This window comes from Saccharothrix sp. NRRL B-16348, assembly GCF_001280085.1.
Classification (GTDB): Bacteria; Actinomycetota; Actinomycetes; order Mycobacteriales; family Pseudonocardiaceae; genus Actinosynnema.
The window spans coordinates 12,909-38,013 of the sequence record NZ_LGED01000208.1; the positions used below are offsets into that span (position 1 = coordinate 12,909).

Consider the following 25,105-nt stretch of genomic DNA (forward strand, 5'->3'; position numbering starts at 1 on the left):
ACGGCCCGGCCCGAGACGGAGGGACAGCGGTATGAGGGATCTTGAGGTGCACGACGTCGTCATCGTCGGCGCCGGACCGGTCGGGCTCTTGCTGGCGATCGAGCTCGGGACGGCGGGGGTGAAGCCGCTCGTGCTGGAGCGGCTCGTGGAGCCCGACCGCGGGATCAAGGCCGCCGCGATCGGCGCGGTGGGCGTCGAGGCGCTGGAACGGCGCGGATTCGGGCGAGCGCTCGACGAAGAGCAGGTGACGATGCCGACGGCGAAGGCGGCACGTGCCGGAACCGGGCCGGTGAGGAAGCCGGGAGGCCACTTCTCCGCATTGTTCGTGATCGACCAGGACCTCCAGCGCGACCCGGAGCGCCACAGCCGCATGGTGCCGCAGGAGGCGCTGGAGAGGGTCCTGACCGCGCGGGCGGGTGAGCTCGGGATCGAACTCCGCCGTGGCGTCGAGGTGGAAGGGTTCGAGCAGGACGACGACGGCGTGACCGTGCGGACGAGCACGGGTCCGCTGCGCACGTCGTACCTGGTCGGCTGCGATGGTGGCCGGAGCCGCGTCCGCAAGGTCGCCGGCTTCGAGTTCCCCGGCACGGATCCGACCGTCACCGGCTATCAGGCCCTGGTCGAGTTCGACGCGCCCGAGAAGCTCGCGAAGGGGTGGCGGCGAACGCCGCGCGGCCTCATCACGTCGATCCCGGGTCGCGTGTTCACCGCGGAGTTCGACGGCCCGCCGCCGGATCGGGACGCGCCGATCACGCGGGCCGAGGTCGAAGCGGCGATCCAGCGCGTGAGCGGCACCGACGTCACGATCCGGTCGATGTCGAAGGCGACGCGCTGGTCCGACCACGCGCGGCAGGCGACGACCTACCGCCGGGGCCGCGTCCTTCTCGCGGGCGACGCCGCGCACGTCCACTCGCCGTTCGGCGGCCAGGGCTTGAACCTCGGGCTGGTCGACGCCGCGAACCTCGGTTGGAAGCTCGCCGCGGCGGTGCGGGGGCGTGACCAGCTCCTCGACTCCTACACCGCCGAACGCCACCCCGTCGGTGCGCGCGTCCTGGAGAACACCCGCGCGCAAGTCGCGCTGGCACGTCCTGACCCGCTCACGAGCGCGCTGCGCACCATCGTGAGCGACCTGATCACGCTGCCCGAAGGCAATCGCCACATCAGCGAGATGCTCTCGGGTGTCGGCGTCCGCTACGACCTCGGCGACGACGACCCGCTCGTCGGCACGCTCGTGAAGGACCAGCTCCTCACGCTCGCCGACGGCGGCGAAGAACGGCTCTACGCGCTGGCGGAGCAGGGCGGTGGCCTGTACGTCTCGCCTTCGGAACGGTCGCTCCCGCACGACGTGCGCCACGTGCACACCAAGGAGGGCCCGTCGATGCTCGTCCGTCCGGACGGCTGCGTCGCGTGGACAGAGGCTTCGTCCCAGTCGCTCGACCACGCGCTCGCGCGCTGGTTCTGACCAAGCGACATGACCACGAAAGCCATTCCACCTCCGGAGTCGGGATCCATGAACGAGTTCAGCGACAGCACGACGACAAGCCCGGCGAGTCGGGGAACCTGGATCGCCACCTGGGGCACGGCGCAGCAACTGGCGCGACCTGCCGAGACCGGCGGAGGGCCGCAGCTGCCGGACGACGACGTAGCGGCCTTGGCGGACGAACCGCTTGGCGCGCCGACGAAAATCGGTGCGCAGACCGTGCGCATGGTGGCGCGCGCGACGGTGGGCGGCACGGCGGTGCGCGTCGCGCTGTCCAACTCCTTCGGTCACGCGCCGGTGCGCATCGATGCCGCGTGGATCGCGCGGCACGATCGCGGCGCGGCGATCCACCCGGGCAGCGCGCGTGAACTGACCTTCGGCGGGCGCGCCGCGGTGGTGTTGCCGACGGGCGCGCACATCTACAGCGATCCCGTCGAGCACGACGTGCCGGCGCAGACCGATCTGGTCGTCTCGCTGCACGTCCCCGACCAGGACGTCGTTCCCACGACGCACGAAGTCGGGTTGCGCACGGCGTGGCTCGCACCCGGCAACCAGACCGCCGCGCAGGACCTGGGCAACGCCACCGCGTTCCGGTCGTACCTGTGGCTCGCCGGTATCGACGTGCTGGCGCAGCCCACGGCGGCCGCCATCGTCGCCTTCGGCGATTCCGTCGTGGACGGCATGGAGACCACGCCTGACGCGGACGCGCCGTGGCCGTCGTCGCTGGCGCGCAGGCTGGCCGCGCGGGAAGACATGCCACCGCGCGCGGTGATCAACATGGGGATCGCGGGCAACCGCGTCCTGCGCGAGACCGAGGGCATGGGCGCCGGGGCGCTGGCGCGCTTCGACCGCGACGTGCTGGCCCGACCCGGCGTGCGCTGGGTGGTGTTGTCCATGGGGCTCAACGACATGTTCTTCGGCTCCATGCCGGGCATGCCGGAGAGCGAGCGGGCGACGGCGGAGGACATCATCGTCGGCTACCGCATGTTGATCGGCCGCGCGCACTCGCACGGCCTGCGGGTCGTCGGCTGCACGCTGTTCCCCATCGGCGGCGCGTTCCTCTTCACCGCGGAGCTCGAACGCACACGCCAGGAGGTGAACCGCTGGATCCGCGGCAGCGGCGAGTTCGACGCGGTGGTCGACCTGGAGGCGGCCACCCGTGACCCGGACCCGGCCCTACCGCTGAAGATGCGCGCCGGGTTCGTGTCCGACGACGGCATCCACCCGAACGACGCGGGCCAGCGGGCCATCGCCGAGGCCTTCGACCTGGAGCTGTTCCGGGAGTAGGGCTCACGCCGGTGCGACCTGGAGCGAGGCCGTCTTCCCGTCCAGCCGCCACCCGTCCTGGTAGGCCGCGGCGAAGACGTCCTCCCCCAGCGCCGTGCGACCGCTCGTGACCAACGCCCGGATCCGCCGGTCGGTGCGGTCGTGGGCGCCGCGCAGCCGTGCCGCCGCGCCGAGCAGCCGGGCCACGTCCCGGTGCCGCCCCCGCAGTTCGGCCAGCTCGGCCCCGGCCACCGCGACCAGCGCCATGATCGGCAGGTCTCGGCTCTTCAGAGCCGCGGCGTACGCACGGGCCAGCGCCACGTCGGCGCCCTCGGCGTCACCCCGCCGCACGCACAGCGAGGCTCGCGTCGAACTGACGATCGCCTGGCCGTGGTCGCCGCCGATCGACGGCTCACCTGCCAGCCGCGCCTCGGCCGCCTCGATGCGGGCCTGCGCGCGGTCCGGGTCGCCGAGCCGCAGCCACGTGCCGGCTTCGAGAGCGGTGACGATGACGACCAGCTCCGGCGACGCCGATCGCTCCGCCCGCTCGCGGACCGCGTCGAGCGCCGCCCTCACCAGGGCGTCCTCGCCGCGGCGCAGGTGCAGCTCGATCCGGCGCACGTCGAGGAAGGTCTCGTCGGCCAGGCTCAGCGAACCGAATTCCCGGGCCTGCGCCTTGGCCTCGCGCAGGTCCGCCAACGCCCCGTCGAGGTCACCGTCGTACTGCCGCAGCAGCGCGCGCAGCGGCAGCGCGGAAGCCACACCCCAGCGGTCGCCGGTGCGGCCGAACGCGTCGAGCGCGGCGGCCACGTCGACGCGCACCTGGTCGAGGTCGCCCTCGTTCTCGGCGAACGACGCCCGGAACAGGCGGGCCAGCCCGGACAGCCAGACGTCGGGGCCGTCGACGATGCGGTCGACCAGGGCGAGCGACGCCTCGTGCTCCCGCAGGAAGTGCAGCGTGATCGCGGCCAGCACGCCGGTCACCCCGGGCAGGGACGGGTGGGCGAGCAGGCGATCGGCCAGCGCCCGCAGCGCGGATTCGTGCTCGTGCAAGCCCTCGACGGTCAATGAGGAGCGGGCGTTGATGCGGTTGAGCAGGAGCATCGCCTCGGCGGAATCGCGGTCCAGCGTGTGCCCCGCGGCGGGCAACGCCAGCGCCTCCCCCTGCCAGTACGCGGCGTCGGCGTGCCTGCCGAGCATCTGCCAGTACCAGGAGAGGTCCCGGGCGAGCGCGACGGCCGCGGTGGCGTCGCCGGTGTCGCACAGGTGGCGCAGGGCGGCGAGCGCGTTGTCGTACTCGGTGCTGATCACGCGCAACGCGGCGAGCTGGTCGGGGCCGCGCAGCAGCGGCTCCGCGCGGGCGATCACGGCGGCCAGGCAGCGGGCGGCGAGGTCCCGGACGGCACCGAGCGCGCCCCGCTCGGCGAGCCGCTCGATCCCGTACTCGCGCAGCGTTTCGAGCATCCGGTAGCGGCCCGCGTCCGGTGCCAGGTGCAGCAACGACTTGTCGACCAGGGCGGCGAGCAGCTCGGGGAGCTCGTCAGGGAGCACCACCGTGCCCGCGCAGACCGCGGCGGCCGACTCCGACGTGACGCCACCGGGCAGGACCGAGACCCGCTCGGCCACCGTGCGCTCGTCGTCGTCGAGCAGGTCCCAGCTCCAGGCGATGACCGCGCGCAGCGTGCGGTGCCGCGGCGACGCCGCCCGGCTGCCCGTGGTGAGCAGCCGGAACCGGTCGGACAGCCCGGTGGCGAGCTCGGCCAGCGACAGGGTCCGCAGCCGGGCCGCGGCCAGCTCCAGCGCCAGCGGCAGGCCGTCGAGGCCTCGCACCAGCCGGACCACGTCCGCTTGTGTGCGTTCGTCGACGTCGAAGCCGGGGCGCACCGCCGCGGCACGTTCGGTGAACAGGCGCACCGACGCGCTGCGGCGGACGTCATCGAGGTCGTCGCCGGGGCCCGGCAGCGCCAGCGGGCCGAGCGGCACCAGCGCCTCGCCGTCGATCGCGAGCGGCTCGCGGCTCGTCGCCAGCACCCGCAGCCCCGCGCAGCGCGGCAGCAACGCCGCGATCAGGTGCGCGACGGCGTCGACCAGGTGCTCGCAGTTGTCCACCACGAGCAGGCTCTCCCGGCCGTTGAGCTGGTCGGCGAGCACGTCCAGGTCGCCGGCCCCGGCTCGCGTCCGACCGGCCTCGTAGAGGGCGGCGCCGCGCAGCCCGATCGCGGCCAGCACCGCCGCGCCCGCCTTGGCCGGCTCCGTCACCGCGGCCAGGTCGACCAGCCACGTGCCGTCGCGGTACTCGTGGCGGCGGGCAGCCTCGACCGCGAGCCGGGTCTTGCCGGCCCCGCCCGGCCCGACCACCGTGACCAGGCGACCGCGGGTGAGCAGGGCGTCGATCCGGGCGAGGTCGTCGGCACGCCCGATGAAGCTGGTCAGGGCGGCGGGCAGGGTGGTCGCGGGCTCGGGTGCGGGTGCGGGTGCGGGTGCGGGTGATCGCAGCAGGCGCAGGTGCCGCTCGCGCAGGGCGGCTCCGGGGTCGGCGCCGAGCCGGTCGGCGAGGGTCTCGCGCACCCGTTCGTACAGGTCGAGGGCTTCGGCCTGGCGGCCCAGGGCGGCCAGCGCGTCCATCAGCAGCGCGGCCACCCGCTCGTCCGCCGGGTGCTCGGCGAGCAGGGCGCTCAGCCGGGTGGCGGCGTCGTCGGCGCGGCCCAGCACCAGCTCCGCCTCGGCCAGGTTCGCGCCCGCCTCGACCGCGGCGCGGACCAGCCGCGTCGCGACCGCTGGGGCGACCTCGGCGATCACCGACGGTTCGCCGCCCAGCGCGACCGACTCACCCAGCAACTCGGCCGCCGCCCGGGGATCACCGGCCCGGAGCCGGTCACGGCCGAGCGCGGCGAGCCGCTCGAACCGCAGCGCGTCGACGTCGTCCTCCGTGACGTCGAGGCGGTAGCCGCCCTCGGACTGGGTGACGGCGCCGGCGTCTCCGAGCACCCGGCGCAGGCGGGAAACCAGCGACTGCAACGCGTTCACCGGGTCGGTCGGCAGCTCCCGCGGCCACAGCGCGCCGACCAGCACACCCGGTTCGACCGGCCGACCGCCGGCGAGCGCCAGCCGTGCGACCAGGCCGCGCAGCCGGGTGCCGGGCACGGCCACCACGGCATCGCCGCGGCGCACCTCCAGAGCGCCGAGCAACGTCACCCTCAGGCGCGTCTCCTCGGTCCCGTGCACCGCCCGATCCTCCCGCGTGCGGCCCGCAAGCCCCAAACCCGCCATCCGCTTCTGCCGATGGTTCATCCCTCCTGGGGTGTCGTGGCCTGCGGTGGCGGTAATCGCAGCCCGGCGGGGGTCGGGGTGCCGGACGGCCACAGCTCGGGCGTCGTGGGTGGTTGTGCCGGATCGATCCTCGACAGGTCGACGACGCCCCCGCTGAACCTGGCGCCGTTGAGTGCGATGCCGCCCTCCACGAACCGGGCGCCGTCGAACGAGACGGTGCCGCCGGCGAACGTCGCACCGGCGAACGACAACTGCCCGATGATCGTGGCCTCGGTGAAGGTGACGATGCCCGCGCCGGCGAACGTCGCACCGGCGAAGTCGCCGCCGTCGAAAACGGCGCCGGTGAAGTCGAAGTCGTGGCCGCGCCAGGTGCGCGGGTCGTGGTCGGGCAGGTGGAGGTTGTCCCGGATGAGCCGGACGACGGCGAGCCGGACTTGCCGCTCCTGGCCCGGGTCCCGGCTCACGGTCGCCGGGTCGCCCCTGTCGGGGAGCAGATCGTGCATCGCGGGCGCGTAGGGCTGTCGCAGGTAGGCGCACAGCACGTCGATGCAGCCCTGGCGTCCCTCGGGCGCGTCATTGGCCAGGGCCGCGAGCGCGTAGACGCCGGCGGTGCGGACCGCGGCGTCGGGCGCTCCGAGCAGCTCGGCGGCCTTCCCGAAGCGATCGAGCAGCACCTTGGCGTCCTCGCGGTAGGCCTCCACCTCGTTGAGGCGTTGCCGCCGGTAGGCGACGGCCAACGCCACCACCGCCCCGACACCGCCCACGACCGCCAGCACGACCTTCACCGCGTCCAGCCGGTCCCGGACACTCCACCCCGACGCGCCGGGCGGCCCTCCCAGCACGCCCCACAACAGCAGACCCACGACACCGGTCACCACCACAGCCGCCCCCAGCAGCAGCGCCACGTGGAACGACAGCGGAATCCGAGGTGCACGCGGTCGACGCCCGAGCGTCATCGTCACCGTCCGACGTCGGCCACCCACGACCAGCGCCACGGCCACCAGCGTCAGCACCACCGCCGGCCAGAACCGACCGGCAGACCGTGCCGCCGACACCGCCACCTGCACCCACCAACCCGGCGCCACACTCACCGCGGCAGCGACCAACAGCACCACCGCCGACCACCGCCGCACCCGCGACGCCCGCGGAGACCCGACCACCGCACGACTCACCTGCAACGAGTTCATGCCCGCCATCGTCGACCACCGACGCCAACGCTGACGCAACTCGGCGGCGTTCGGCAGGTGTCCAGACCCTAGAGACCAAGGCGCTGCTTCTCGGCCTGCACCACCCGTTGCTCCACCGACACCGCCGAGTCCAGTGCGCTCGCGTGCGAGTGCTTCGTGTCGCTCTCACGCGCGTAGTGGTCGAACAGCAGGGTCTTGTGGTCGCGGATCTCCTGCACCCGCGCGTCCACGCTGTCCTTCACCAGCAACCGGTGCACGTGGACCTTGCGGACCTGGCCCATCCGGTGACAACGGGCGATCGCCTGGTCCTCCGTGCTCGGCTTCCACTGCGGCTCGGCGATGATCACCACGGACGCGGCCTGGATGTTGAGGCCCACGCCGCCCGCCTCGATCTGGGCCACCAGCACCGCGTGGTCCTCGCACGCCGTGAACGCGTCCACCAGTTGTTGACGGCCCTGCGCCGACGTCGCGCCGGTCAGGGGACCGAAGACTTCGAGGTGGTCGGCGACCGCGTCCAGCACGTCGTGGAAGTACGAGAACACCACGACCTTCCAGCCGTTGTCCCTCGACTCCTCGATGATCTCCAGCAGCCGCTCCAGCTTCGCCGAACCGCGGGGCGTGCCCGGCGCGTAGGCGGCACGGCGCATCGCCATCAGGTTGCCCTCGCGCACCGCGTCGAGGTACGCACCCCGGTCCTGCTTGCCGAACTCGACCCAGTCCTCCACCTCCAGCAGCTCCGGCAACTCCCCCAGCACGTCCTCCTGGTTGCGCCGCAGGTACACCGGTGCGACAACGCGGCGGAAGGCCTTGGCCCCCACCACGGCGTCAGTGGCGCCCGTGCGGGCCGCGACGCTCGGCTGGAGGTAGGAGACCAGGTTGCGGAACTCCTCGACGCGGTTCTCCATCGGCGTGCCGGTGAGGAGCACTGCCCGCTCCGCGCGCTGCACGATCGTGTTGACCGCCTGTGAGCGCTGCGTGTCCGGGTTCTTCACGTAGTGCGCCTCGTCGACCACGACCAGCGCCGGGCGGAACCTCTTCGGCAGCACGAGTTTCGGCAACGTGCCGAACGTCGTCACGCCGACGCCGCCCTGCGCCAACCACTTGTCGACCGCGCCGTCACGGCCCGCACCGTGCATCCGGTGGGGCACGAGGTCGCTGTGCCTGGCGATCTCGTTGACCCAGTTGACGACGACGCTCGCCGGGCAGACCACCAGGAATCCACGCCGTCCACCGGCGGCGAGGGCGGCCATCACCGCGATGGCCTCGATCGTCTTGCCCAGTCCCATCTCGTCGCCGATGATGACGCGCTTGCGGGCCAGCGCGAACTTGGCGCCGAACACCTGGTAGCCGCGCAGCGACACCTTCAGCAGGCTGGTGTCCAGTGTGGTCGCGTCGACCTCGTGCTCGATGTCTGCTGGGACGAAACCCTTGGCGGCACTGCGGTCCGGCATCGCGTCCGCACCGGCGAGGTCGGCGAGGAGCGTGTTGTAGGCGGCCGCGTCGAGCTCGTAGTCGCGCCACAGCGCGCGGTGATCCAGGTCCGGCACGCGCAGCTGCGTGCTCACCGCGTGCAACGCGGCCACGTCACGACTGGCCAGCAGGGACTCGAGCCGGTCGAGCGACTCGATGGCGGCCTGCCGGTTCTTCCGCGACGAGAAGAACATCCGCACCCGGCTCCAGGCACGGGACGCGGCGCGCACGTCGGCGTCGACCCTGGCCAGCACGTCTCCGAGCGGCTCGCGCAGCGGACCGACGAGCTGGTTCGCCCTGCGCAGCTTGGACATCAGCTGCAGCAGCTCGGTCTGGGCGCGGTCGGCGCGGTCGGGGTTCAGCCGGACAGTCGTGTCGCGCGCGACACCGTCGACGACGGCGCGGGCGACCCGCACGATCTGCTCGGCGGACTGCCTGCCGACCCCGGGCACGCCGTCGAGCTGTTCCGGGCGCGCCTCGGCGACGTCGGCCACGGTCCGGTACCCGGCCGCCTTCAGCTTGCTCAGCCGCAGGTTCGCCTTCGTGTCCCGGAGCTTGTCCACCGGCATGGCGCGGAGCTGGTCGGCCACCAGCGAGTCCCGGACCTCCTGGTACTTCGCGGCGCCGAGCGCCAGCAACCGATCCGGTTCCGCGCGCACCCCGGCCGCCTCGGCGCGGAACGCCTTCGCTGCGGCCAGCACCGCGCGAGCGGGCCTACCGACCTTCGACGAGTCGTCCACCCGTGTCCTTCCGTCAGGCGGTCCGAGAGTACCGAACCAGGAGCGGGCGTTCCGGCTGCGGCTGTCGGCCGACGTGCGGCGGACGACATGGCGATGAGGTCATGCCAATGGCCGTACCAGTACGGGTACGACGTGAAGACCTCCCGGGGTGGTTGCGGTGATCAGGCGCGGGCGTAGCGTTCGGCGAGGGTGCGCAGCAGTGGCCTGAGTTCGCTGGGCGACTCGACGGTGAAGTCCATGCCCAGCATGCCGATGTAGGCGGCGATCGTGTCGAGTGAGTCGGCGCCGGTGACGAGGACCGAGGTGGTGTCGGTGACCGTCTCGACCACGCCGACGGCCGGGTGGATCCGGTCGAGGACGGCCTGGGCCGGTGCGTCGACCCGCAGGCGTGCGTGCACCTGCCAGCCGCTGGACGCGACCCGGCGCATGGTGAAGCTCGTGTAGTCGTCGTCGGGGAGGGCGGTGGGGGCGAACCGGCGGTGGGTGCGCATGCGTGGCGTGATCCAGTCCGCCCGGTAGACGTCCCACTCGCCGCTGGACGGGTCGCGGGCCACGAGGTACCAGCGCCGCTTCCAGGCGAGCAGGCGGTAGGGCTCGACGAGGAGCGAGGTGTCGCGGTAGTCGAAGCGGAACCACTCGACGTCGTGGATCGCGGTCGCGATGGTGCGCAGCACGGCGGGGTCGACCTCGGGGTCCGGTGCGTCGGTGTCGGTGTTCTCCGGCGCGTGGTCGACGACCGAGGCCAGCGCCTCCACCGTCGGCCGCAGGCGTGGCGGCAGGACCTGTTCGAGCTTGGCCAGCGCGCGGGCGCTGGAGGTCTCGAGCCCGGCGATGCCGCGGCCGGCGCGCAACCCGATCGCCACGGCCACCGCCTCCTCGTCGTCCAGGAGCAGCGGGGGGAGCTTGCCGCCCGCTCCGAGCCGGTAGCCGCCCGTCGCGCCGCGGGTGGCCTCGACGGGGTAGTCGAGCGTGCGGAGGCGCTCCACGTCGTTGCGGATGGTGCGCGTCGTGACGCCCAGTCGGTCGGCGAGTTCGGTGCCGCTCCACGACGGGCGCGACTGGAACAACCCCAGGAGCGCGAGGAGTCGCGCCGATGTGTCCGCGGTCACTGCGACCACCTCCGTCTTATAGGAACGATCCTTTCCTATAGGCACTCTAACGTCTGTGTCATGACGAACACGGAGATCCACCCCTTCCGCATCGAGGTCACGCAGGCCGAGCTGGACGACCTGACCGGTCGCCTCGACCGCACCCGCCTGCCGCAGCCGGCGCCGGGCGACACCTGGGAGCACGGCACCCCCAACCACTACCTGCGGGAGGCCGTGACGGCGTGGCGCGCGTTCGACTGGCGCGCCGCCGAGGAGCGCGTCAACGCCCACCCGCACTTCATCACCGAGATCGACAACCAGCCGATCCACTTCATCCACGTCGAGTCGCCGCACGAGGGCGCGACGCCGCTGCTGCTCGCGCACACCTACCCCGGCTCGTCGGTCGACTACCTCGACCTGATCGGCAGGCTCACCGACCCCGTCGCCCACGGCGGCCGCGCCGAGGACGCGTTCCACGTCGTCGTGCCGGACGCACCCGGCTTCGGCTTCTCCAACCCGGTCACCGAACCGGGCTGGACCACCGCCCGCGTGGCCCGCGCCTACGACACCCTCATGCGCAGGCTCGGTTACCAGCGCTACGGCGTCCACGGCTCCGACCACGGCGCGATGGTCGCCCGCGAACTCGGCGTCCTCGCCCCGGAGGGTTTCCTCGGGTTGCACGTGCTGCAACTGTTCTCCTTCCCGTCGGGCGACCCCGCGGAGTTCGAACGGCTCGAACCGCAGGACTACGCCGGCCTGGAGCACATGCAGTGGTTCCAGAAGGTCGGTGGCTACAACACCATGAACGCCAGCAGGCCGCAGACGGTCGCGGCCGGGCTCAGCGACTCACCGATCGGGATGCTCGCCTACAGCGAGCTGTTCAACTCCTTCGGCAACGGCACGTCCCTGGTGCCGCTGGAGACCATCCTCACCGAGGTGTCCGTCAACTGGTTCGCCAACGCCGCCGCGGGCATGGCCCGGTCCTACTTCGACAACGCGGCCGCCCCCGCCGACGAGCCCGCCCCGGTGAACGCCGCCCCGACCGGCGTGGCCGTGTTCGCCGACGACTTCCAGACCATCAAGGTGTTCGCGGAACGGGACAACTCCAACATCGTGCACTGGAGCCGTTTCGAGAAGGGCGGCCACTTCGCCGCGCTCGAGGTCCCGGAGATCGTGGTGGACGACATCCGGACGTTCTTCACCGCACTGCGGTGACCTCCCGACAACGGCCACCCCCGGTCCGCGACAGGCGGAGCGGGGGTGGCCGCGACGGACCATCGGGACCGACGACATCGGTGAATTCAGACTCGACCAGTCCCCTCACGGGCGAAGTGCGGTTCCGCCGCTTCCAGGCGTGGTACCGATATGCCCAGCCGTCGTGCTTCGGCCAGGACGTCCCTGCAGACCTCGCGCGGCTCTTCGGCGTCGGGGTCGTCGTGCGCCGCGAGACTCACACGCGCGACCGGGACATGAGCGGTCAGCCAGGCGAGCGCGGGGGCCGTCAGCCAGGTGGGCGCCCGGAACGGCAGCACACCGCCCCGGTGACGTCGCAGGTCGATGCCGCGTGCCTGGAGGAGCGGCAGCAGCTCCCGGCCGGTCAGCAGCCCTTCGCGCAGGTCGCCCCGCGCCCCGACCAGCTTGGACAGGGAACCCAGCCGCAGGCCCTGGGAGAGCACGCCGGCGTCCGACACGAAATGGACCCACAGCCAGCCGCGGAAGTCAGGCCTCTCCTTGATCCGGAGCCCGGCCTCGCGAAACGCCTCGCGCACGGCCCGCTCCCGGTCGGTTGGGGGCCGGCCGAGGGTGCCGAAGATGACCGACGGCAGCAGCGCCCCGTGGAGCACGCCGTCCGCGCCGAAACCGCCACCGGCCTGGGGAAAGCCCCAGGCGATCCGGTCGAGCGGGAGGTCGCCGATCGCGGCCTGCGGCTCGGCCCAGACGTTGCCGAAGACCAGCACCGTGGCCTGGCCGACCCGCGAGGTCAGGAAGGCCGTCGCCTCCGCGAGGCGGTGGTGCGACACGCTGAGCACGATCAGGTCGAAGTCGTGGCCCGGCTCCAGCGCCTCGCGATAACGCACCGGCCACTTCTCGACGACGTGCTGCCCCCACACCCGCCGCCGCGTGTCGAACAGGTCGAGGTCCACCGCGTCCCCGTACGTCGCCGCGCGGCCGGGCCGGACGTAGAACTCGACGTCGTGCCCGGCCCGTTCCAGGGCCCAGCCGTAGATGGTGGCGATCACGCCCCGGCCGAACATCAGGATCTTCACGTGGCACCTCGTGGGATAGGATCGATGTGGAGATCATCTCCACTTTCAAAATATGGAGACCATCTCCATTTGTCAACGCGAGGGAGCGCATGACCGCCGACAAGCCATTGCGTGCCGACGCCCGGCGCAAGCGCGAGGCCCTGCTCGCCACCGCCAGGGAAGTCTTCGACGCCGGCGACTTCTTCGACCTGCGCTTCGATGACTTCGCCCGCCTGGCCGGGGTGGGCACCGGCACGCTGTACCGCCACTTCCCCACCCGGGAGGCCTTGGCCGAGGCGGTCTACCACGGAGAAGTCGCCACGCTGTGCGACCGCGCCCGCCAACTCCAGGCCACGCTGCCAGCAGCGGAGGCCTTGGCGACCTTCCTACGCGACATGGTCGACCACATAGCCGCCCACCAGGGCCTGGCCCGGACGCTGGCCACGCTCATGGCCACCCGCTCGGGTGCCCTCGCCGAGGGCAGCCGGGCGCTGGAGCAAGCTGTCACCGACCTGGTGGCCGCCGCCGTGCAGGACGGCACCGTGCGCGACGACGTGGACGCCGGTGCCGTGATGATGGCCCTGCACGGCATCGGCGCGGCCCACGACCGCCCCAACTGGCGGGCCGAGGCCGACGCCGTCATCACCCTCGTACTGGACGGGCTACACAGCCCGCACGCAGACCGATAGCCGCACGATGCACGCCTTGCAGTCGGTGCAGCAGCGGTACTCGGGGTTGACCGAGGCGGTGCGCACTAGTGCGACGCGTCCGCGCGTTCCATCAGTTCAGCGGTCGCGTCCCACAGGCGTCGCTCGCGGTCGAGGTCGTGGGCGAGCGGCTGGACCTCGGTCGGCTTGGTCTTCAGCACGAAGGCGCCGTCGCGCAGGTGTGCCCACTTCTCGTCGAGGGCCATCGCGGCCAGCAGCGGTCCCGAGCGTTGCGGTGTCGACACGCCCGGGATCCGGCCCAGGACGCGGCCGATCGCCTGGAACGCCACGGGAGCGCCACGGCCGAGTGCGGTGCCGGGCATCCAGCCCGGTTCGAACACCGACACGTTGATCCCGGCGTCGGCTCGGCGCTGCAATTCGTGGGCGTAGTACAGGATCGCCAGCTTGGCGTTGGAGTAGGCGACGCCGGAGGCGGTCATGCCCGGGGCCTGCTCACCGGTGGCCGGGCGGGCAAGCTCGACGGGGTCGGCCCACCTGGCCTCGGCCACGCCCAGCAGCTTGCGCCAGAAGTTGGCGTGATAGGTGTTCGAGCCGAGCAGCACGACCCGTGCCGGGGCGGTGAACGAGCCGAGCAGATCGCCGATGAGCCGGGCGTGGGCGAGGTAGTTGACGGCGAAGGTCAGCTCGTAGCCGTCGTGCGAGGCCCGCCGGGTGTCGGGCGACATGGTGCCGGCGTTGGCGACCAGCGCGCGCAGCGGCCGGACGGCGCCCGCGGCGAGCAGACCGCGCACCGTGGCCGCGGCGGCACGGACGTCGGTCAGGCTCGCCAGGTCGCAGCCGATCTCGTGGACGCGCGCCCCGCGGGCACGGGCCTGGTCGCCGACCGCCGTCAAGTCTCGCCCGGCGCGGCCGACCAGCAGCAGGGTGGGTCGCTGCCCGTGCGGGCGGGCGGCCATGGCCAGCGCGGCGTGGCGGCCCAGGTTGCGGGTCGGGCCGGTGATCAGCACGGTTCCGGGTTCGGTCATGACCGCAGCCTGCGAGAACCGCCGGGCCGCAACCAGTCGTCCGGTTTTCGTGGGACCGCCAGGGCCAGGACAACCGGTGCGGGCCCGCGCACACTGGAGCCCGTGGAAGCGTGGGAATTCGGCCGGACGCTACGCCGCTGGCGCGACCGGGTGGCACCCGAGGCCGTCGGCGTGCCGGTGGGCCGTCGACGCCGGGCCGGCGGGTTGCGTCGCGAGGAGCTGGCCGCACTCGCCGGCATCTCGGCCGACTACCTGACCCGCCTGGAGCAGGGACGCGCGACCGCGCCGTCCGCGCAGGTCGTGGAGTCACTGACCCGGGCACTGCGCGTGGCCGACACCGAACGCGACCTGCTCTACCGGCTGGCCGGGCACGCCGCCCCCGGCCCGGACCTGGTGCCGTCCCGCATCACCCCGAGCGTGCAACGGCTGCTCGACCGGCTCTCCCACACCCCGGTGGTCGTCTACGACGCCGGCTGGACACTCCTGCTGGCCAACACGCCCTACGACGCGCTCATGGGCGACACGACCACCTGGCGCGGCCTGGACCGCAACGCCGTGTGGCGCAACGTCACCCGCCTGCCCTCACGGGTCGTGCACACCCCACAGGAGCAAGCCGAGCACGAGGCCCGGCTCGTGGCCGACCTGCGCCTGACCGCCTCGCGCTACCCGGCCGACCGTGCGCTGCGGCGCTTGATCGCCGACCTGACCTCCGGCAGCCCGCGCTTCGCCGAGCTCTGGGACGCGGAGGCACCGCCGCCCCTGGCCGACCCGTCCCGACGCAAGACCATCGACCACCCGGCGGTCGGCCCGATCACCCTTGACTGCGACACGCTGCTCGTCACCCTGGACGACCTGCGCATCAGCGTCTACACCGCCGAGCCCCACACCGAAGACGCCGACCGCCTGGAGCTCGCCGTCGTCCTGGGCACCCAGTCGCTACAGCCCTGAGCATTCCGTAATGCCGGTGACGCTCCGTCGGGTGCCCGTCCGGGTTTCTACCTGACGTCCGCTCATTTCGCCGGCAGGGCGGTCGTGGCGAGGGCGCGTAGGTCGCCGAAGGCTCGCAGCAGGTGCGCGTCCAGGCTCTGCGAGGGGTCGTCGATCCAGGCTTGGACCGCGTGCTGGAAGGCGGCCCAGCCGGTCCTGGCGGCCAGGCCGGCCAACCCGTGACCGAGACCCCGCCTCCGCAGCGCCACCGCCACCGCGTCCGTGAGCCACGCGTGCTTGGCCAACTCTCGTTCGCGCAGCGCTGGCGTCACCGCGATCACTTCCCACCGCGGTTGGGAGAACGCACGGTTGTCCTCCAGGTTCCGCCCGGACTCCCGGAAGGCGCACAGCAGCACCTCGAACGGCTCCAGCCCGTCAGGGGCGTCGATCACCGCCTGCGTCAGAGCGGCGCGCAGGTCGCCTTCGCCGTCGAAGAGCACCTCTCGCTTGTCCGGGAAGTGCCGGAAGAACGTGCGCTCGTTGACCCCGGCCCGGGCGGCGATCTCCGCCGCGGTGGTCTGGTCGAATCCCCGTTCCCGGTACAGCTCCAAGGCCGCCTGCTGAAGGCGGCGGCGCGCCTCTGCTCCGCTTCGTGGCACCCGCCGAGCGTACCGCGTCGCGTCAGCGACTGACACCACGTTGCGCCAGTCACTGGCACAACGTGTAGTGTCAGTGACTGGCGTTATCTAGCGCCAGTCACTGGCGTTAACGAGGAGGGTGTTTCATGCGCGTCTTCGTCACCGGTGGTTCCGGACAGACCGGTCCCACCGTCGTCGCCGAACTCGTCGCGGCCGGTCACACCGTCACGGGCCTGGCGCGCTCGGACACCGCCGCCGCCCGGCTGGAGTCGCTGGGCGCCACGCCGCATCGCGGCTCCCTGGACGACCTCGACAGCCTGCGCCGCGGCGCCGAGAACGCCGACGGCGTCCTGCACATGGCCTACGGCGGCGACTTCGCCGATCCGGACGACCTCATCCGCCGCGACTGCGCCGCGATCGAGGCGCTCGGTCAGGCGCTGGTCGGGTCCGGCAAACCGTTCGTCAGCACGTCGGGCACGTTGGTGATGCCGACCGGCCGGGTCTGCACCGAGCAGGACGCGCCGGATCCCGATTCGGTCGCCGCCTTCCGCATCCCGGGCGAGCAGGCCTGCCTGCGCTTCGCCGATCGGGAGGTCCGGGCCGCCGTCGTGCGACTCGCGCCGACCGTGCACGGCCCGGGCGACTACGGGTTCATCCCGGCTCTCATCGCCGCGGCGCGCAGGGCGGGCGTCTCCGCCTACATCGGTGACGGCGTCAACCGGTGGCCGGCCATCCACCGCGCCGACGCCGCCCGCCTCTTCCGATTGGCACTGGAGGGAGCTCCTTCCGGCAGCGTGCTGCACGGTGTCGGCGAAAGCGCCGTCACGATCAAGAGCATCGCCGAGCAGATCGCGCAGGTGCTCGACATCCCCACCATCTCGCTGACCCTCGACCAGGCCGCCGAACATCTCGGCAACCCGTTCCTGGCCGGATTCTTCTCCCTCGACGTGCCCGTCTCCAGCCGGCACACCCAGGCGCTGCTGGGCTGGGCACCGGAGTACGCAACGCTGCTGGAGAACCTCAGGACCGGCGACTACTTCACCGCGCAGGCAAGCATCCGCGCCGAGGAGATCTGGTTGCCGCACCACAACCCACACCAGTGCAGCCAGCACTGACGCGCACTTTGGAACGTCCGCTTCTGCCGATGAGCGGTAGCGGTCAGGAGACCGTCGGCGGCCAGCGATGTCCGCGCCACTCGTCCCAGGAGGCGAATCCAGTCGGTGGGTCGTCGATCGGTTCGCTGCCGTCGAGTTCGCCTGGCGTCGGGATCTGGATGAGGTCGGCCCACTCGGCGACTTCCTGGTCGGACACGGGCCACGTGGTGTCCGGTTCGGCGGCTTGGCGCTGGTCGAGTCGTCTCCGCTGCTCGGCCGGGGACACCTCGAAGTAGTGCATCTCGACACGTGCGCGGCGGTCCGCCGCTGCCTGCCTCAGCGCGGAGCGCTCGTCCCGACTCCAGAGTCCGTAGTCGATCACCACGTCGTTGCCGAGTTCGAGGGCGCGCAGCCCGATCTCGTTGAGCCGTCCTTCGATCACGTCGGAGGCCGACGGCGGGTTCTCATGCCCGTAGAGGGCCTTGACCCATTCGTCCTTCGTCAGGCGAAGCGCGTTGCGCTCGACCTCTATGCGCCGCGCAGCGCTGGTCTTTCCGGTGGCCGGCAGCCCGACCATCAGGAAGAGCGTCGGTTGCCTCATCCCATCCCCTGGCTCAGCGACCGCTCCGTCGTCTCTGCCCGGCCCGTCACGCGGGCTGGATGTCGTCGAGCAGGTCGGCCACCGGGAACTCGCTGGGATCCGTCTCCCCCACGCCCATCCACTCGATGCCGCCGAGAACCTCGCCCCGCTCCGCGTCCTCGACCGTGTAGAGGAACAAGCCGTCATCGGAGCCCGAGACGGCAGCGTTGACCCGAATGGCCATCCCGAGACCGCCACCACGCCGGAAGTCGACGGACGGGCACCCGCAACCGCACATCCCGACGACGACCACGTCACGCGCCTCGCGACGCAACTTCTCGACACCCTGGAAGTCGACGCCCAGCAGCACATCGAGCACCGCGCGCTCCCTCTCGGTCAACGGTCGTGGTTCCACGGCGACGATCATCCCACCCACCGTCCGCGATCGCCGCTGCTCATGCCTACCAACGCCCGTACGGTGTCAGCCGCGCTTGAACCTGGTCTCGATACGTGGTTCGGCGACCTGCCGGGTACCGCGGTCGAGTCCGCGGCGCTGCACTCGGCCCAGCCGGATCTGCCCCTGTTGCGCAACGCCGAGGCTACCGCCGACGAAGTGCTCACCCAACTGGAGGTGAGCGCCTGGTGCCACTTCGCCCTGCCATGGCCGAGAAGTCCATCAACCTCGCCTCGGCGTTCCACTTGGCCGGGTTCAAGCACGTGATCGCCAGTCTCTGGCCCCTCAACGACGCCGTCGCCGCCGATGCGGCCAGGCACTTCTACCGAGAGCTACCATGAATCGCCGGAACCACTCTCGCCCTTGCGCGGACCAGCATTTGGGGATCGCATTCCAACCGGCTCCAGCACCTTCCACTGCTCGTCACCCGGATGCGCGCCGATGGTATCTTGCGCTATGCCGTTAGTCACCGTTGTGGTCCTGTTAGCAGTCCTGGGCCTAATAGGAGGAGTGCTCGGCAATTGGATTCCGCGACCCCACTGGATGCCGACTGGCGCCGTCATCGCCGCCGCGGCAGTGGTGGTCGTCGCCATATCGGCACTGACCTTTTACAAAGAAGGTCCGGACGCCGCGGTGGCAGGCGGCACGGCAAGTCGAACCCCGGACGCCACGTCGATCAGTTCCCCGCGTGAAGTCCCGTCGACGCCCGCCCATTCCGGCCCGCGCATCGTGTCGCCGTCGCGGGACGGTGTCGTCCTGGGGCGATCAGTCCGGGTGAGCGGGGTCAACGGAGCCCCGGACGGCAAGGTGCTCCGCGTCGGAGCCCGCCCCAAGGGGACTGATCGGAACTTCCTGGGTCGAGCGGTCCAGCCCGACACCGGGCAGACGAATGGCTGGACGGTCGTGGACTCCGTGATCGCCGGCGAGGCCGACGACTACTGCTTCGAGTTCGAAGTCGTTCTCTACGTGCTCCCCAGGGATCAGGCGGCTTTCTTCGACCGGGCCAACGCCGACCACCGATCGCACTCGAAAGCGGCTTTGCTCGAGAAGGGAGTCGAAGAGGCGGACGTCGTGCCTGTCACACGGGCACCCGCCTCCGGAGATTCCTGTTGATCGCTCCGCCCTAATTTCACCCGTTCAGGTGTAGTGCCGCGCCAGGGAGTAACGCCCCCGCCTCGGTGTCGAAATGGACAGTGACGTTGATGGGCGGTCGGCATGCTTGACGGCGAGTTCCAGCGGAGGCTCTCGCGCCTCGGGCACCGGTACGCCGTGCTCGGGAAGGCAGCCTTCGTCCTCGTCGCCGCGGGGTTCGGTCTGCCGGTGGCGCCTGTTCCCGGCGCGCTGCTGGCCGGCGTCGCGGGCATCGTGCTGCTGAACGCGATCCTGCTCCGATGGCCGCGGGCGCGATGGCCGTCGGCCGTCGAGGTCCTGGTAGCGGCTCTGGCTTGCCTGACCCAGCAGTGGACGGTGCCGGTCGAGGCGTTGACGAACGGTCACAGCTGGGCGCTGGTGTTCGCCTCGTTCGTCGCGGTCGCGTTCCAGTGGACGTCACGTCCCGTCGCCGGAATGGCGGTCGCGGTGGTCTTGTCGGCGGCGCACGTCATCGGAGCCGCGGTCCTCGGGCCAGCGGCCGTCACCTCCGCGCTTCCCCTCGCCGTCTGGATCTGCGTCGAGGCCGCGTTGTCCCGACTGCTCTGGTCGCTCGTGAACCGGAGTGCCGCCCAGGCCGACCACGCCGCGGCACGGGCCGAGCAGGAGCGAACGGAGTCCGTGGTCGCCCAGGCTGTCCGTGCCGACGAACGCCAGGAGGCCGCGCTGCTCCATGACACGGCTGCCACTACGTTGCTGATGGTCGCACTCAACCAGGTCGGCCGGGACGACGAGTGGCTGCGACCTCAGCTGCGCGCCGACCTCGATGCCATCGGCGAACAACCTCCGGACGCGGACGGGGTCGTGGAACTGGGCGACGTCCTGTGCCAGGCCGGATCGGCGTCCAGGCTCCACGTCGAGTTCCACGTCGACCCCGGCCTGGCGGTGTCCGCGGCGTTGGGGGTGACGTTCGCCCACTGCGTCCGCGAGGCGTTGACCAACGTGTCCCGGCACTCCGGGGCGCCTTCCGCCACCGTGCTGGCACACCGGCGGGGAACGGCGGTGACCGTCGAGGTGATCGACCACGGGCGTGGTTTCGACCCGGCGGCGGTCCCGGCGTCGCGCCGGGGCATCACGAGCTCGATCATCGGTCGGATGCGGGACGCGGACGGCCAGGCGTCAGTCACCTCGCACCCCGGCCACGGGTCGGTCGTGCGGTTGGTCCACGACCGTGGTTGACCTCCGCTCCCCCGCGGCGGCACACGAGGTCCAGGACGAGTTCCTCCGCAAGCTGCGGCTGTCGACCGCGGCGATCGCCGGCGCCGTCCTGCTGCTGCTCGACGGGCCGTCGCTGCTCCTCGCCCTGCGGGACTTCGCCGCCCCTGCCGTCCAGATCACGGCCTACCTGTACTTGTGCCTTCTCGTCGTCGTCGAATGGCTGCTGATGCGGTGGGGGCGTTCGTGGGGCAAGGCCGGCCGGCCGGCCGCCGTCACCATCGTCATCGCGCACGTCGCCGCGACCGCGAGCCTCGCACCGGGACAGGTGCTCGAACAAGCCGACTGGAGCACCGGGGTGGTCGGTTGGGTCACGCTGTGCGTGCTGTTCGGCCACCCCCTGTCCACGCTGCTCCCGGTCCTGCTCCTCGAACTCGGCATCAGCGCCGCGAGCCTGGTCGCCGTGGCTCACGCCGACGAGGAAAGGCTCTTCGGCGGTTTGGTCGCGCTCACGGCGATCCTCGCCTTCCAGGTCTGCGTCGGCGGGACGGCCGCAGCCCTGGTCCGCCTCGCCGCGGCCGCCGACGCCGCCCACAGGGCGGTTGAGGAGACGACCACCACCCACCGCGTGGCCATCGGCCTCCACGAGGCGCGGAAGGCCCGGTACGCGGAGTTGTCCACTTCAGCGCTGCCCCTGCTCGAAGGGCTGCTGAGCGGCGCCCTCGATCCCGCCGACCCCGACGTGCGACGACGGTGCGGGATCGAGGCAGCCCGGATGCGGCGGCTGTTCGCGGAGGCCGACGACGCCGAAGACCCGTTGCTGCACGAGCTGGACGCGTGCATCGACGTGGCGGAACGACGGGGCATCGAGGTCCACCTGGAGGTCAACGGACCGATACCGCCGTTGCCGCGTCCCGTGCGCCACCTGTTGACCGAGGCGCCGCTCGTCGTCGTCACCACGGCACGCTCCAGCGTCCGCCTGGTGGTGCTGGGGACGCCGGACGCCGTGTCCGTCAGCGCTGTGGGCGACTGCCCTCCCATCGCACCTCAGGAGATCGGCGATCCACGCGTCGTCGTGACGCAGCTGACGACGGCAGGACTGCGCTGGGTGCGCGCGGAGCACAAACTCGTCACGGCAGGTCGTCGAAGCTGACCAGCCCGTCCTCCAGCGCCCGCTTCACCAGGGCCTGCTTGGTCGCCGCGGGACGACCCAGCTCGGCGTACTTGGCCCGCACCCGCTCGACGTAGGTCTCCACCGTCTTGCGTGTGATGTGCAGCCTGGCCGCGACGAGGTCCTTGGAGGCGCACTCGAACCACGCGGTGAGGACTTCGACCTCCCTCGGTGTGAGCCGTGCGCGACCGTCCGGCACCGCGCACAAGGCGCCGCTCAGTGATGGCGAGAGGTAGTGGACGCCCTCCGCCGCCGCTCGGAGAGCGGGAACGAGGTGCTCCGGTCCTTCGGCCTTCGTCAGATAGGCCAGGGCGCCGAGGTCGAGGCAGCGCATCACGGTGGTCGGCGCCAAGTGCTGCGAGTAGACGACCACGTGCCGCCCCGCCTTCACCAGCGCCTCCAACTCGGCGAACGCCGGGGGCTTGCCACCCAGCTGCAGGTCGAACACCACCACATCGGCCTCGGCGCCGTGCCCGGTCCACACCAGCGGCAGGTGGTCGCTCGCGTCCACGACGTCGATCGGCGGGTCGGCGGCTCCGCACCACACCGTCACACCCACCACCACGGCGGGGTGGTCGTCCAACACGACCACCGTCACGCGTCTCGTGTCCATCACGTAGTCCTCCCATGAGGCCACCACACCCAGTGTGTCGATCCGGACGAGCCGAACGTGTCGGGTGAACGACCCACGCGCCACCCACGACGCCTTCCGCACCATCGAGGAACGACAAGGGAGGCGCACGATGAAGACGACATTGGCCGTCGTGGCGCTCGTGCTCGCCGCGGCCTGCGCCCCCGCGAACAGCGCAACGTCGAAGTTCCACGACTTGCTCACCCAGAAGAACATCGCACCCCACGACATGGCCGAAGCGGAAACCCTGGCCAAGTCCCTGTGCGCCAAGCTCGACCAGGGGTACGGACTCGGGGACCTCATGGCCATGTACGGCGACTTCGGCAACAACATCAACGCCAAACGAGCGTTCCTGACCATCTCGGTCACCGCGTTCTGCCCGGAGTACGGCGCCCGATAGCGTCCAGGCATCGGACATCTCCACCTGCCAGACGACTACAGGAGTCCTTTCCGACTCCATTCCACGAAGGAGTTCGCCATGCAAGCACGACGAGCCGCCGTAATGGCGGCAGGCGCGTTGCTCGGCATCACCGGCGCCGTTGCGTCGACATCACCGGCGTCTGCGGCCACGGGTTCCGTGAGCATGCAGGCAGCTTGCGACAACCAATACCCCGGCCAGGGCCGGGTGGCGAGGATCAGGACCTGGAACGCCTTCGGCTGGAAATGCGTGACAGGCGTCGTCCCGGTCGCGGATGGCCCCATCGACGTGTCGAGGCAATGCCGCACGCAGTACCGCAACCCGTCCGCCTACAGCGCCTACCGGAATTACAGCGATCCGTACAGCTGGTACTGCGTCTTCTGACGTGCCGGTCCGTTGATCGGGCTGGTCGAGGACCTGGCGGAACCCGCTACCGCATTGCCGGACCGCGCCGAGTCGGCGTCCCGCCTGACTGACGCCATCCGCGGCTCTCGTTCCCAGGAGCGGCGCCGCACTCATCCCGTGGAGGTTGCCGTGAACCTTTCCAAACCCGTCCCGCGCTTCGCCCTGTTCGATCGACCTCCAGGGGCCGGACCTCACAGGGTCCCAGGTCTGGCTGTCGCGCTGGACGACCTGCCGCGGCCGCGCGGCGCACACCTGGCCCCGATGGCGGTTGACGACGAGGTCGAGGTCGGGCGATTCGTCATCGGATACCTGCGCATCCTGTCCACCTGTGATGCGCAGGGCCGTCCGGTTGCCGGCGACGCCACCTCCGGCGATCTCCGCGAGGTGTGCGAGGGTGGCGGCGAGGTGCTGGTCACCGACCGGCGAGTGGTGGTCGAGGTCATGGTCGGCACGACCTGCCACGGCCCGGTCGACGCCAACCGGGGACATGTGCTGGTGGCCGACTTCCCCTTCGAAGCCGTCAACAGCGTCGAACGCCGTCGCAAGAAGAAGCTCCTGGGCGGGGTCAAGGAACAAGCGGTGCGGCTGAGTGCCCTGTCGTTCCCGGTGACCGTCGTCGAACTCGAACCCCTGGCTGTCCTGGACACCGCCACCGGGGATTCGGCCGGCGTGGACGTCCCGCTGTTCGCCGAGGTGATCGTCGCCATGGCGTGCGATGTCCACCTTGCGTCGGCGGGCCTCGAAAGCGCCGAACGCGACCGGCTGACCGCCGTACGGGCCGGCAGGTGGCAACCCGACGGGCTCGACCTCGTGGCCGTAATGTCGGCCCGGCCATTCGGCGGCTTGCCCTGACAGCACGTGCAGCGCGAAGCTGCTGTGGTCCGCGAAAAACCGGCCGGGCGGGGCGAACGAGTGGACGAACTCGAGCAGCTCGACGATCTTCGCGCCCGTCACGGGCCGATCTTCCGACGCCGGCCTGGCGTGCTCTACGTGGGCGAACCGGTCGAGGCGAAGGCCGTTCTCGCCAACACCGGGTCGCGTTACCGGGAGCATTCGGACTTCTTCCAGACCAGCAAGGGAGTCCTCGGGCCGCGTTCGGCGCAGCAGGAGATCGGCCGGGTGGCGCGGAACCTGCTGCGCGATCACTGGACTGCCCGGTCGGACCGGCTGGCAGCGACCGTCGAGCGGGAGATCGGGCTGGTCAGCCGGTGGCCGGACGCGGGAAACCTGTTGCTGTACAAGTGCTTCCGCGACGTGCTGGCGCCGGAGGGCGAGTTGCGCCGGCTCGTCGACCAAGTGGTCCGGCACGCGGTGCTGGCCGGCGCGCGAGACCGGCGGTCGGTGCTGTCGCGGGCCGTGCTGCGGCGCAGCATCCGCCGCGCGCTGGTCGCCGAGCTGTCCCTCCGGCGCGCCCGGGGCGTGCGGGCGCCGCGCGACCTGCTGGACGTCCTCGCCGCCGCAGTACCGGAGGGCTCCTCACGCACGGCGCCGGCGCAGTTGGCGGAGGTGTTCCTGTCCTTCCTGTTCGCGGTCACGGGCTCGACGGGGTTCCTGCTGGGCTGGTCGGTGTACCTGATGGGCACCGAACCCGAAGCGGGGGGCGACCTGGCCGGTGTGGTGCGCGAGGCGTTGCGGCTCTGGCCGGTGGCCTGGAACTTCGGCCGCTTCCCCGCCGAACCCCATCGGCTGGCCGGCACCGAGGTCACGACGTCCGACGAGGTGGTGGTGTGCAGCTACCTCGTGCACCGGGACAGCCGCTTCTGGCCCGACCCCGACGAGTTCCGGCCGGAGCGGTGGTCGTCCGGCGTGCCGCGGGGCGGGGCGGAGGCGTTCATCCCGTTCGGCTGGGGCGCCCACGCCTGCGTGGCGGCGGGCTTCGCCGTGCACGTGGTCGAGGACATCCTGCGAGTGCTGCCGCCGGCCGAGCGGTGGCGGGTCGAGGCACACCGGCACCGGCCACACGTCGCGGCGGCGCTCGCCCCACCGGACTTCACCCTGCGCACGAACGGCGCGCGCACGCGTTGAGGGAGGTGAACATGGCCA

The 25,105-nt window shown here is 71.6% G+C and carries 24 protein-coding genes; 14 read left to right on the top strand and 10 right to left on the bottom strand.

Annotated elements, in window-relative coordinates; translation table 11 throughout:
- Positions 1-31 precede the first annotated feature (31 nt).
- Together ADK67_RS25285 and ADK67_RS25290 are read left to right on the top strand one after the other, a co-directional pair.
- Positions 32-1,462 carry an FAD-dependent monooxygenase gene (locus ADK67_RS25285; protein ID WP_053718993.1) on the top strand — a complete coding sequence of 477 codons (1,431 nt, stop codon included), beginning with the start codon at positions 32-34 and terminating at the stop codon, positions 1,460-1,462.
- A gap of 48 nt (positions 1,463-1,510) precedes the next feature.
- Positions 1,511-2,767, top strand: coding sequence for an SGNH/GDSL hydrolase family protein (locus ADK67_RS25290; RefSeq protein WP_063797722.1), 1,257 nt, complete (start codon positions 1,511-1,513; stop codon positions 2,765-2,767).
- A 3-nt stretch (positions 2,768-2,770) separates the two neighbouring features.
- Here ADK67_RS25290 and ADK67_RS25295 read toward each other — a convergent pair whose 3' ends face one another.
- From ADK67_RS25295 to ADK67_RS25310, 4 genes are all read right to left on the bottom strand, one after another.
- Entirely contained in the window at positions 2,771-5,971 is a 3,201-nt protein-coding gene (locus ADK67_RS25295) for a BTAD domain-containing putative transcriptional regulator (protein ID WP_231648352.1), read from the bottom strand.
- 62 nt (positions 5,972-6,033) lie between these two features.
- Entirely contained in the window at positions 6,034-7,203 is a 1,170-nt protein-coding gene (locus ADK67_RS25300; RefSeq protein ID WP_053718995.1) for a pentapeptide repeat-containing protein, read from the bottom strand.
- Positions 7,204-7,271: 68 nt separating this feature from the next.
- On the bottom strand, positions 7,272-9,413 hold the full coding sequence (locus tag ADK67_RS25305; protein ID WP_053718996.1) for a DEAD/DEAH box helicase: 2,142 nt from the start codon (positions 9,411-9,413) through the stop codon (positions 7,272-7,274).
- 161 nt (positions 9,414-9,574) lie between these two features.
- A complete protein-coding gene (locus ADK67_RS25310; protein ID WP_053718997.1) occupies positions 9,575-10,522 on the bottom strand; it encodes a helix-turn-helix transcriptional regulator in 948 nt (315 codons plus the stop codon).
- Positions 10,523-10,582: 60 nt separating this feature from the next.
- On the opposite strand from ADK67_RS25310, the gene ADK67_RS25315 reads away from it, so the two are divergent.
- Positions 10,583-11,716, top strand: coding sequence for an epoxide hydrolase family protein (locus tag ADK67_RS25315; RefSeq protein WP_053718998.1), 1,134 nt, complete (start codon positions 10,583-10,585; stop codon positions 11,714-11,716).
- Positions 11,717-11,802: 86 nt separating this feature from the next.
- Here the strand turns inward: ADK67_RS25315 and ADK67_RS25320 are convergent, their stop codons facing one another.
- On the bottom strand, positions 11,803-12,768 hold the full coding sequence (locus ADK67_RS25320; RefSeq protein WP_053718999.1) for a ketopantoate reductase family protein: 966 nt from the start codon (positions 12,766-12,768) through the stop codon (positions 11,803-11,805).
- Between the two features lie 89 nt (positions 12,769-12,857).
- On the opposite strand from ADK67_RS25320, the gene ADK67_RS25325 reads away from it, so the two are divergent.
- The gene (locus tag ADK67_RS25325) at positions 12,858-13,436 is read left to right on the top strand and encodes a TetR/AcrR family transcriptional regulator (protein WP_053719000.1); all 579 of its coding nucleotides are present in this window, start codon (positions 12,858-12,860) and stop codon (positions 13,434-13,436) included.
- 65 nt (positions 13,437-13,501) lie between these two features.
- Here ADK67_RS25325 and ADK67_RS25330 read toward each other — a convergent pair whose 3' ends face one another.
- Positions 13,502-14,440 (bottom strand): SDR family NAD(P)-dependent oxidoreductase, encoded by a 939-nt coding sequence (locus ADK67_RS25330; protein ID WP_053719001.1) that lies wholly within the window; start codon positions 14,438-14,440, stop codon positions 13,502-13,504.
- Positions 14,441-14,542: 102 nt separating this feature from the next.
- Here ADK67_RS25330 and ADK67_RS25335 point away from each other — a divergent pair, with 102 nt between their 5' ends.
- Positions 14,543-15,388, top strand: coding sequence for a helix-turn-helix transcriptional regulator (locus ADK67_RS25335; protein ID WP_053719002.1), 846 nt, complete (start codon positions 14,543-14,545; stop codon positions 15,386-15,388).
- A gap of 62 nt (positions 15,389-15,450) precedes the next feature.
- Here the strand turns inward: ADK67_RS25335 and ADK67_RS25340 are convergent, their stop codons facing one another.
- Complete coding sequence (locus ADK67_RS25340; RefSeq protein WP_053719003.1) at positions 15,451-16,026, bottom strand: TetR family transcriptional regulator; 576 nt, start codon at positions 16,024-16,026, stop codon at positions 15,451-15,453.
- Positions 16,027-16,151: 125 nt separating this feature from the next.
- On the opposite strand from ADK67_RS25340, the gene ADK67_RS25345 reads away from it, so the two are divergent.
- Entirely contained in the window at positions 16,152-17,120 is a 969-nt protein-coding gene (locus tag ADK67_RS25345; RefSeq protein WP_053719004.1) for an SDR family oxidoreductase, read from the top strand.
- Positions 17,121-17,163: 43 nt separating this feature from the next.
- On the opposite strand, the gene ADK67_RS25350 is transcribed toward ADK67_RS25345, so the two are convergent.
- On the bottom strand, positions 17,164-17,700 hold the full coding sequence (locus ADK67_RS25350; RefSeq protein WP_053719005.1) for an AAA family ATPase: 537 nt from the start codon (positions 17,698-17,700) through the stop codon (positions 17,164-17,166).
- Between the two features lie 46 nt (positions 17,701-17,746).
- Positions 17,747-18,106 (bottom strand): hypothetical protein, encoded by a 360-nt coding sequence (locus tag ADK67_RS25355; RefSeq protein ID WP_197289602.1) that lies wholly within the window; start codon positions 18,104-18,106, stop codon positions 17,747-17,749.
- Between the two features lie 215 nt (positions 18,107-18,321).
- Between ADK67_RS25355 and ADK67_RS49305 the strand changes: the two genes are divergently transcribed.
- From ADK67_RS49305 to ADK67_RS25370, 4 genes are all read left to right on the top strand, one after another.
- Positions 18,322-18,474, top strand: coding sequence for a CHAT domain-containing protein (locus tag ADK67_RS49305; protein WP_157620818.1), 153 nt, complete (start codon positions 18,322-18,324; stop codon positions 18,472-18,474).
- Between the two features lie 169 nt (positions 18,475-18,643).
- Positions 18,644-19,246 carry a hypothetical protein gene (locus ADK67_RS51165; RefSeq protein WP_157620819.1) on the top strand — a complete coding sequence of 201 codons (603 nt, stop codon included), beginning with the start codon at positions 18,644-18,646 and terminating at the stop codon, positions 19,244-19,246.
- 102 nt (positions 19,247-19,348) lie between these two features.
- Positions 19,349-20,461, top strand: a complete 1,113-nt coding sequence (locus ADK67_RS25365; RefSeq protein WP_053719007.1) for a sensor histidine kinase — start codon at positions 19,349-19,351, stop codon at positions 20,459-20,461.
- Positions 20,454-21,590, top strand: a complete 1,137-nt coding sequence (locus ADK67_RS25370) for a hypothetical protein (protein WP_053719008.1) — start codon at positions 20,454-20,456, stop codon at positions 21,588-21,590. The genes ADK67_RS25365 and ADK67_RS25370 overlap by 8 nt, the downstream gene beginning before the upstream one ends.
- Here ADK67_RS25370 and ADK67_RS25375 read toward each other — a convergent pair.
- Positions 21,568-22,221, bottom strand: coding sequence for a response regulator transcription factor (locus ADK67_RS25375; protein WP_053719122.1), 654 nt, complete (start codon positions 22,219-22,221; stop codon positions 21,568-21,570). The genes ADK67_RS25370 and ADK67_RS25375 overlap by 23 nt on opposite strands.
- Positions 22,222-22,351: 130 nt before the next feature.
- Here ADK67_RS25375 and ADK67_RS25380 point away from each other — a divergent pair, with 130 nt between their 5' ends.
- The 4 genes from ADK67_RS25380 (at position 22,352) to ADK67_RS25395 (ending at position 25,087) form a co-directional block, all read left to right on the top strand.
- A complete protein-coding gene (locus ADK67_RS25380; protein WP_053719009.1) occupies positions 22,352-22,639 on the top strand; it encodes a DUF732 domain-containing protein in 288 nt (95 codons plus the stop codon).
- A gap of 78 nt (positions 22,640-22,717) precedes the next feature.
- Entirely contained in the window at positions 22,718-23,041 is a 324-nt protein-coding gene (locus tag ADK67_RS25385) for a hypothetical protein (protein ID WP_157620820.1), read from the top strand.
- A gap of 12 nt (positions 23,042-23,053) precedes the next feature.
- Positions 23,054-23,914, top strand: a complete 861-nt coding sequence (locus ADK67_RS25390) for a hypothetical protein (RefSeq protein ID WP_157620821.1) — start codon at positions 23,054-23,056, stop codon at positions 23,912-23,914.
- Positions 23,915-23,974: 60 nt separating this feature from the next.
- Entirely contained in the window at positions 23,975-25,087 is a 1,113-nt protein-coding gene (locus ADK67_RS25395; protein WP_157620822.1) for a cytochrome P450, read from the top strand.
- Positions 25,088-25,105 lie beyond the last annotated feature (18 nt).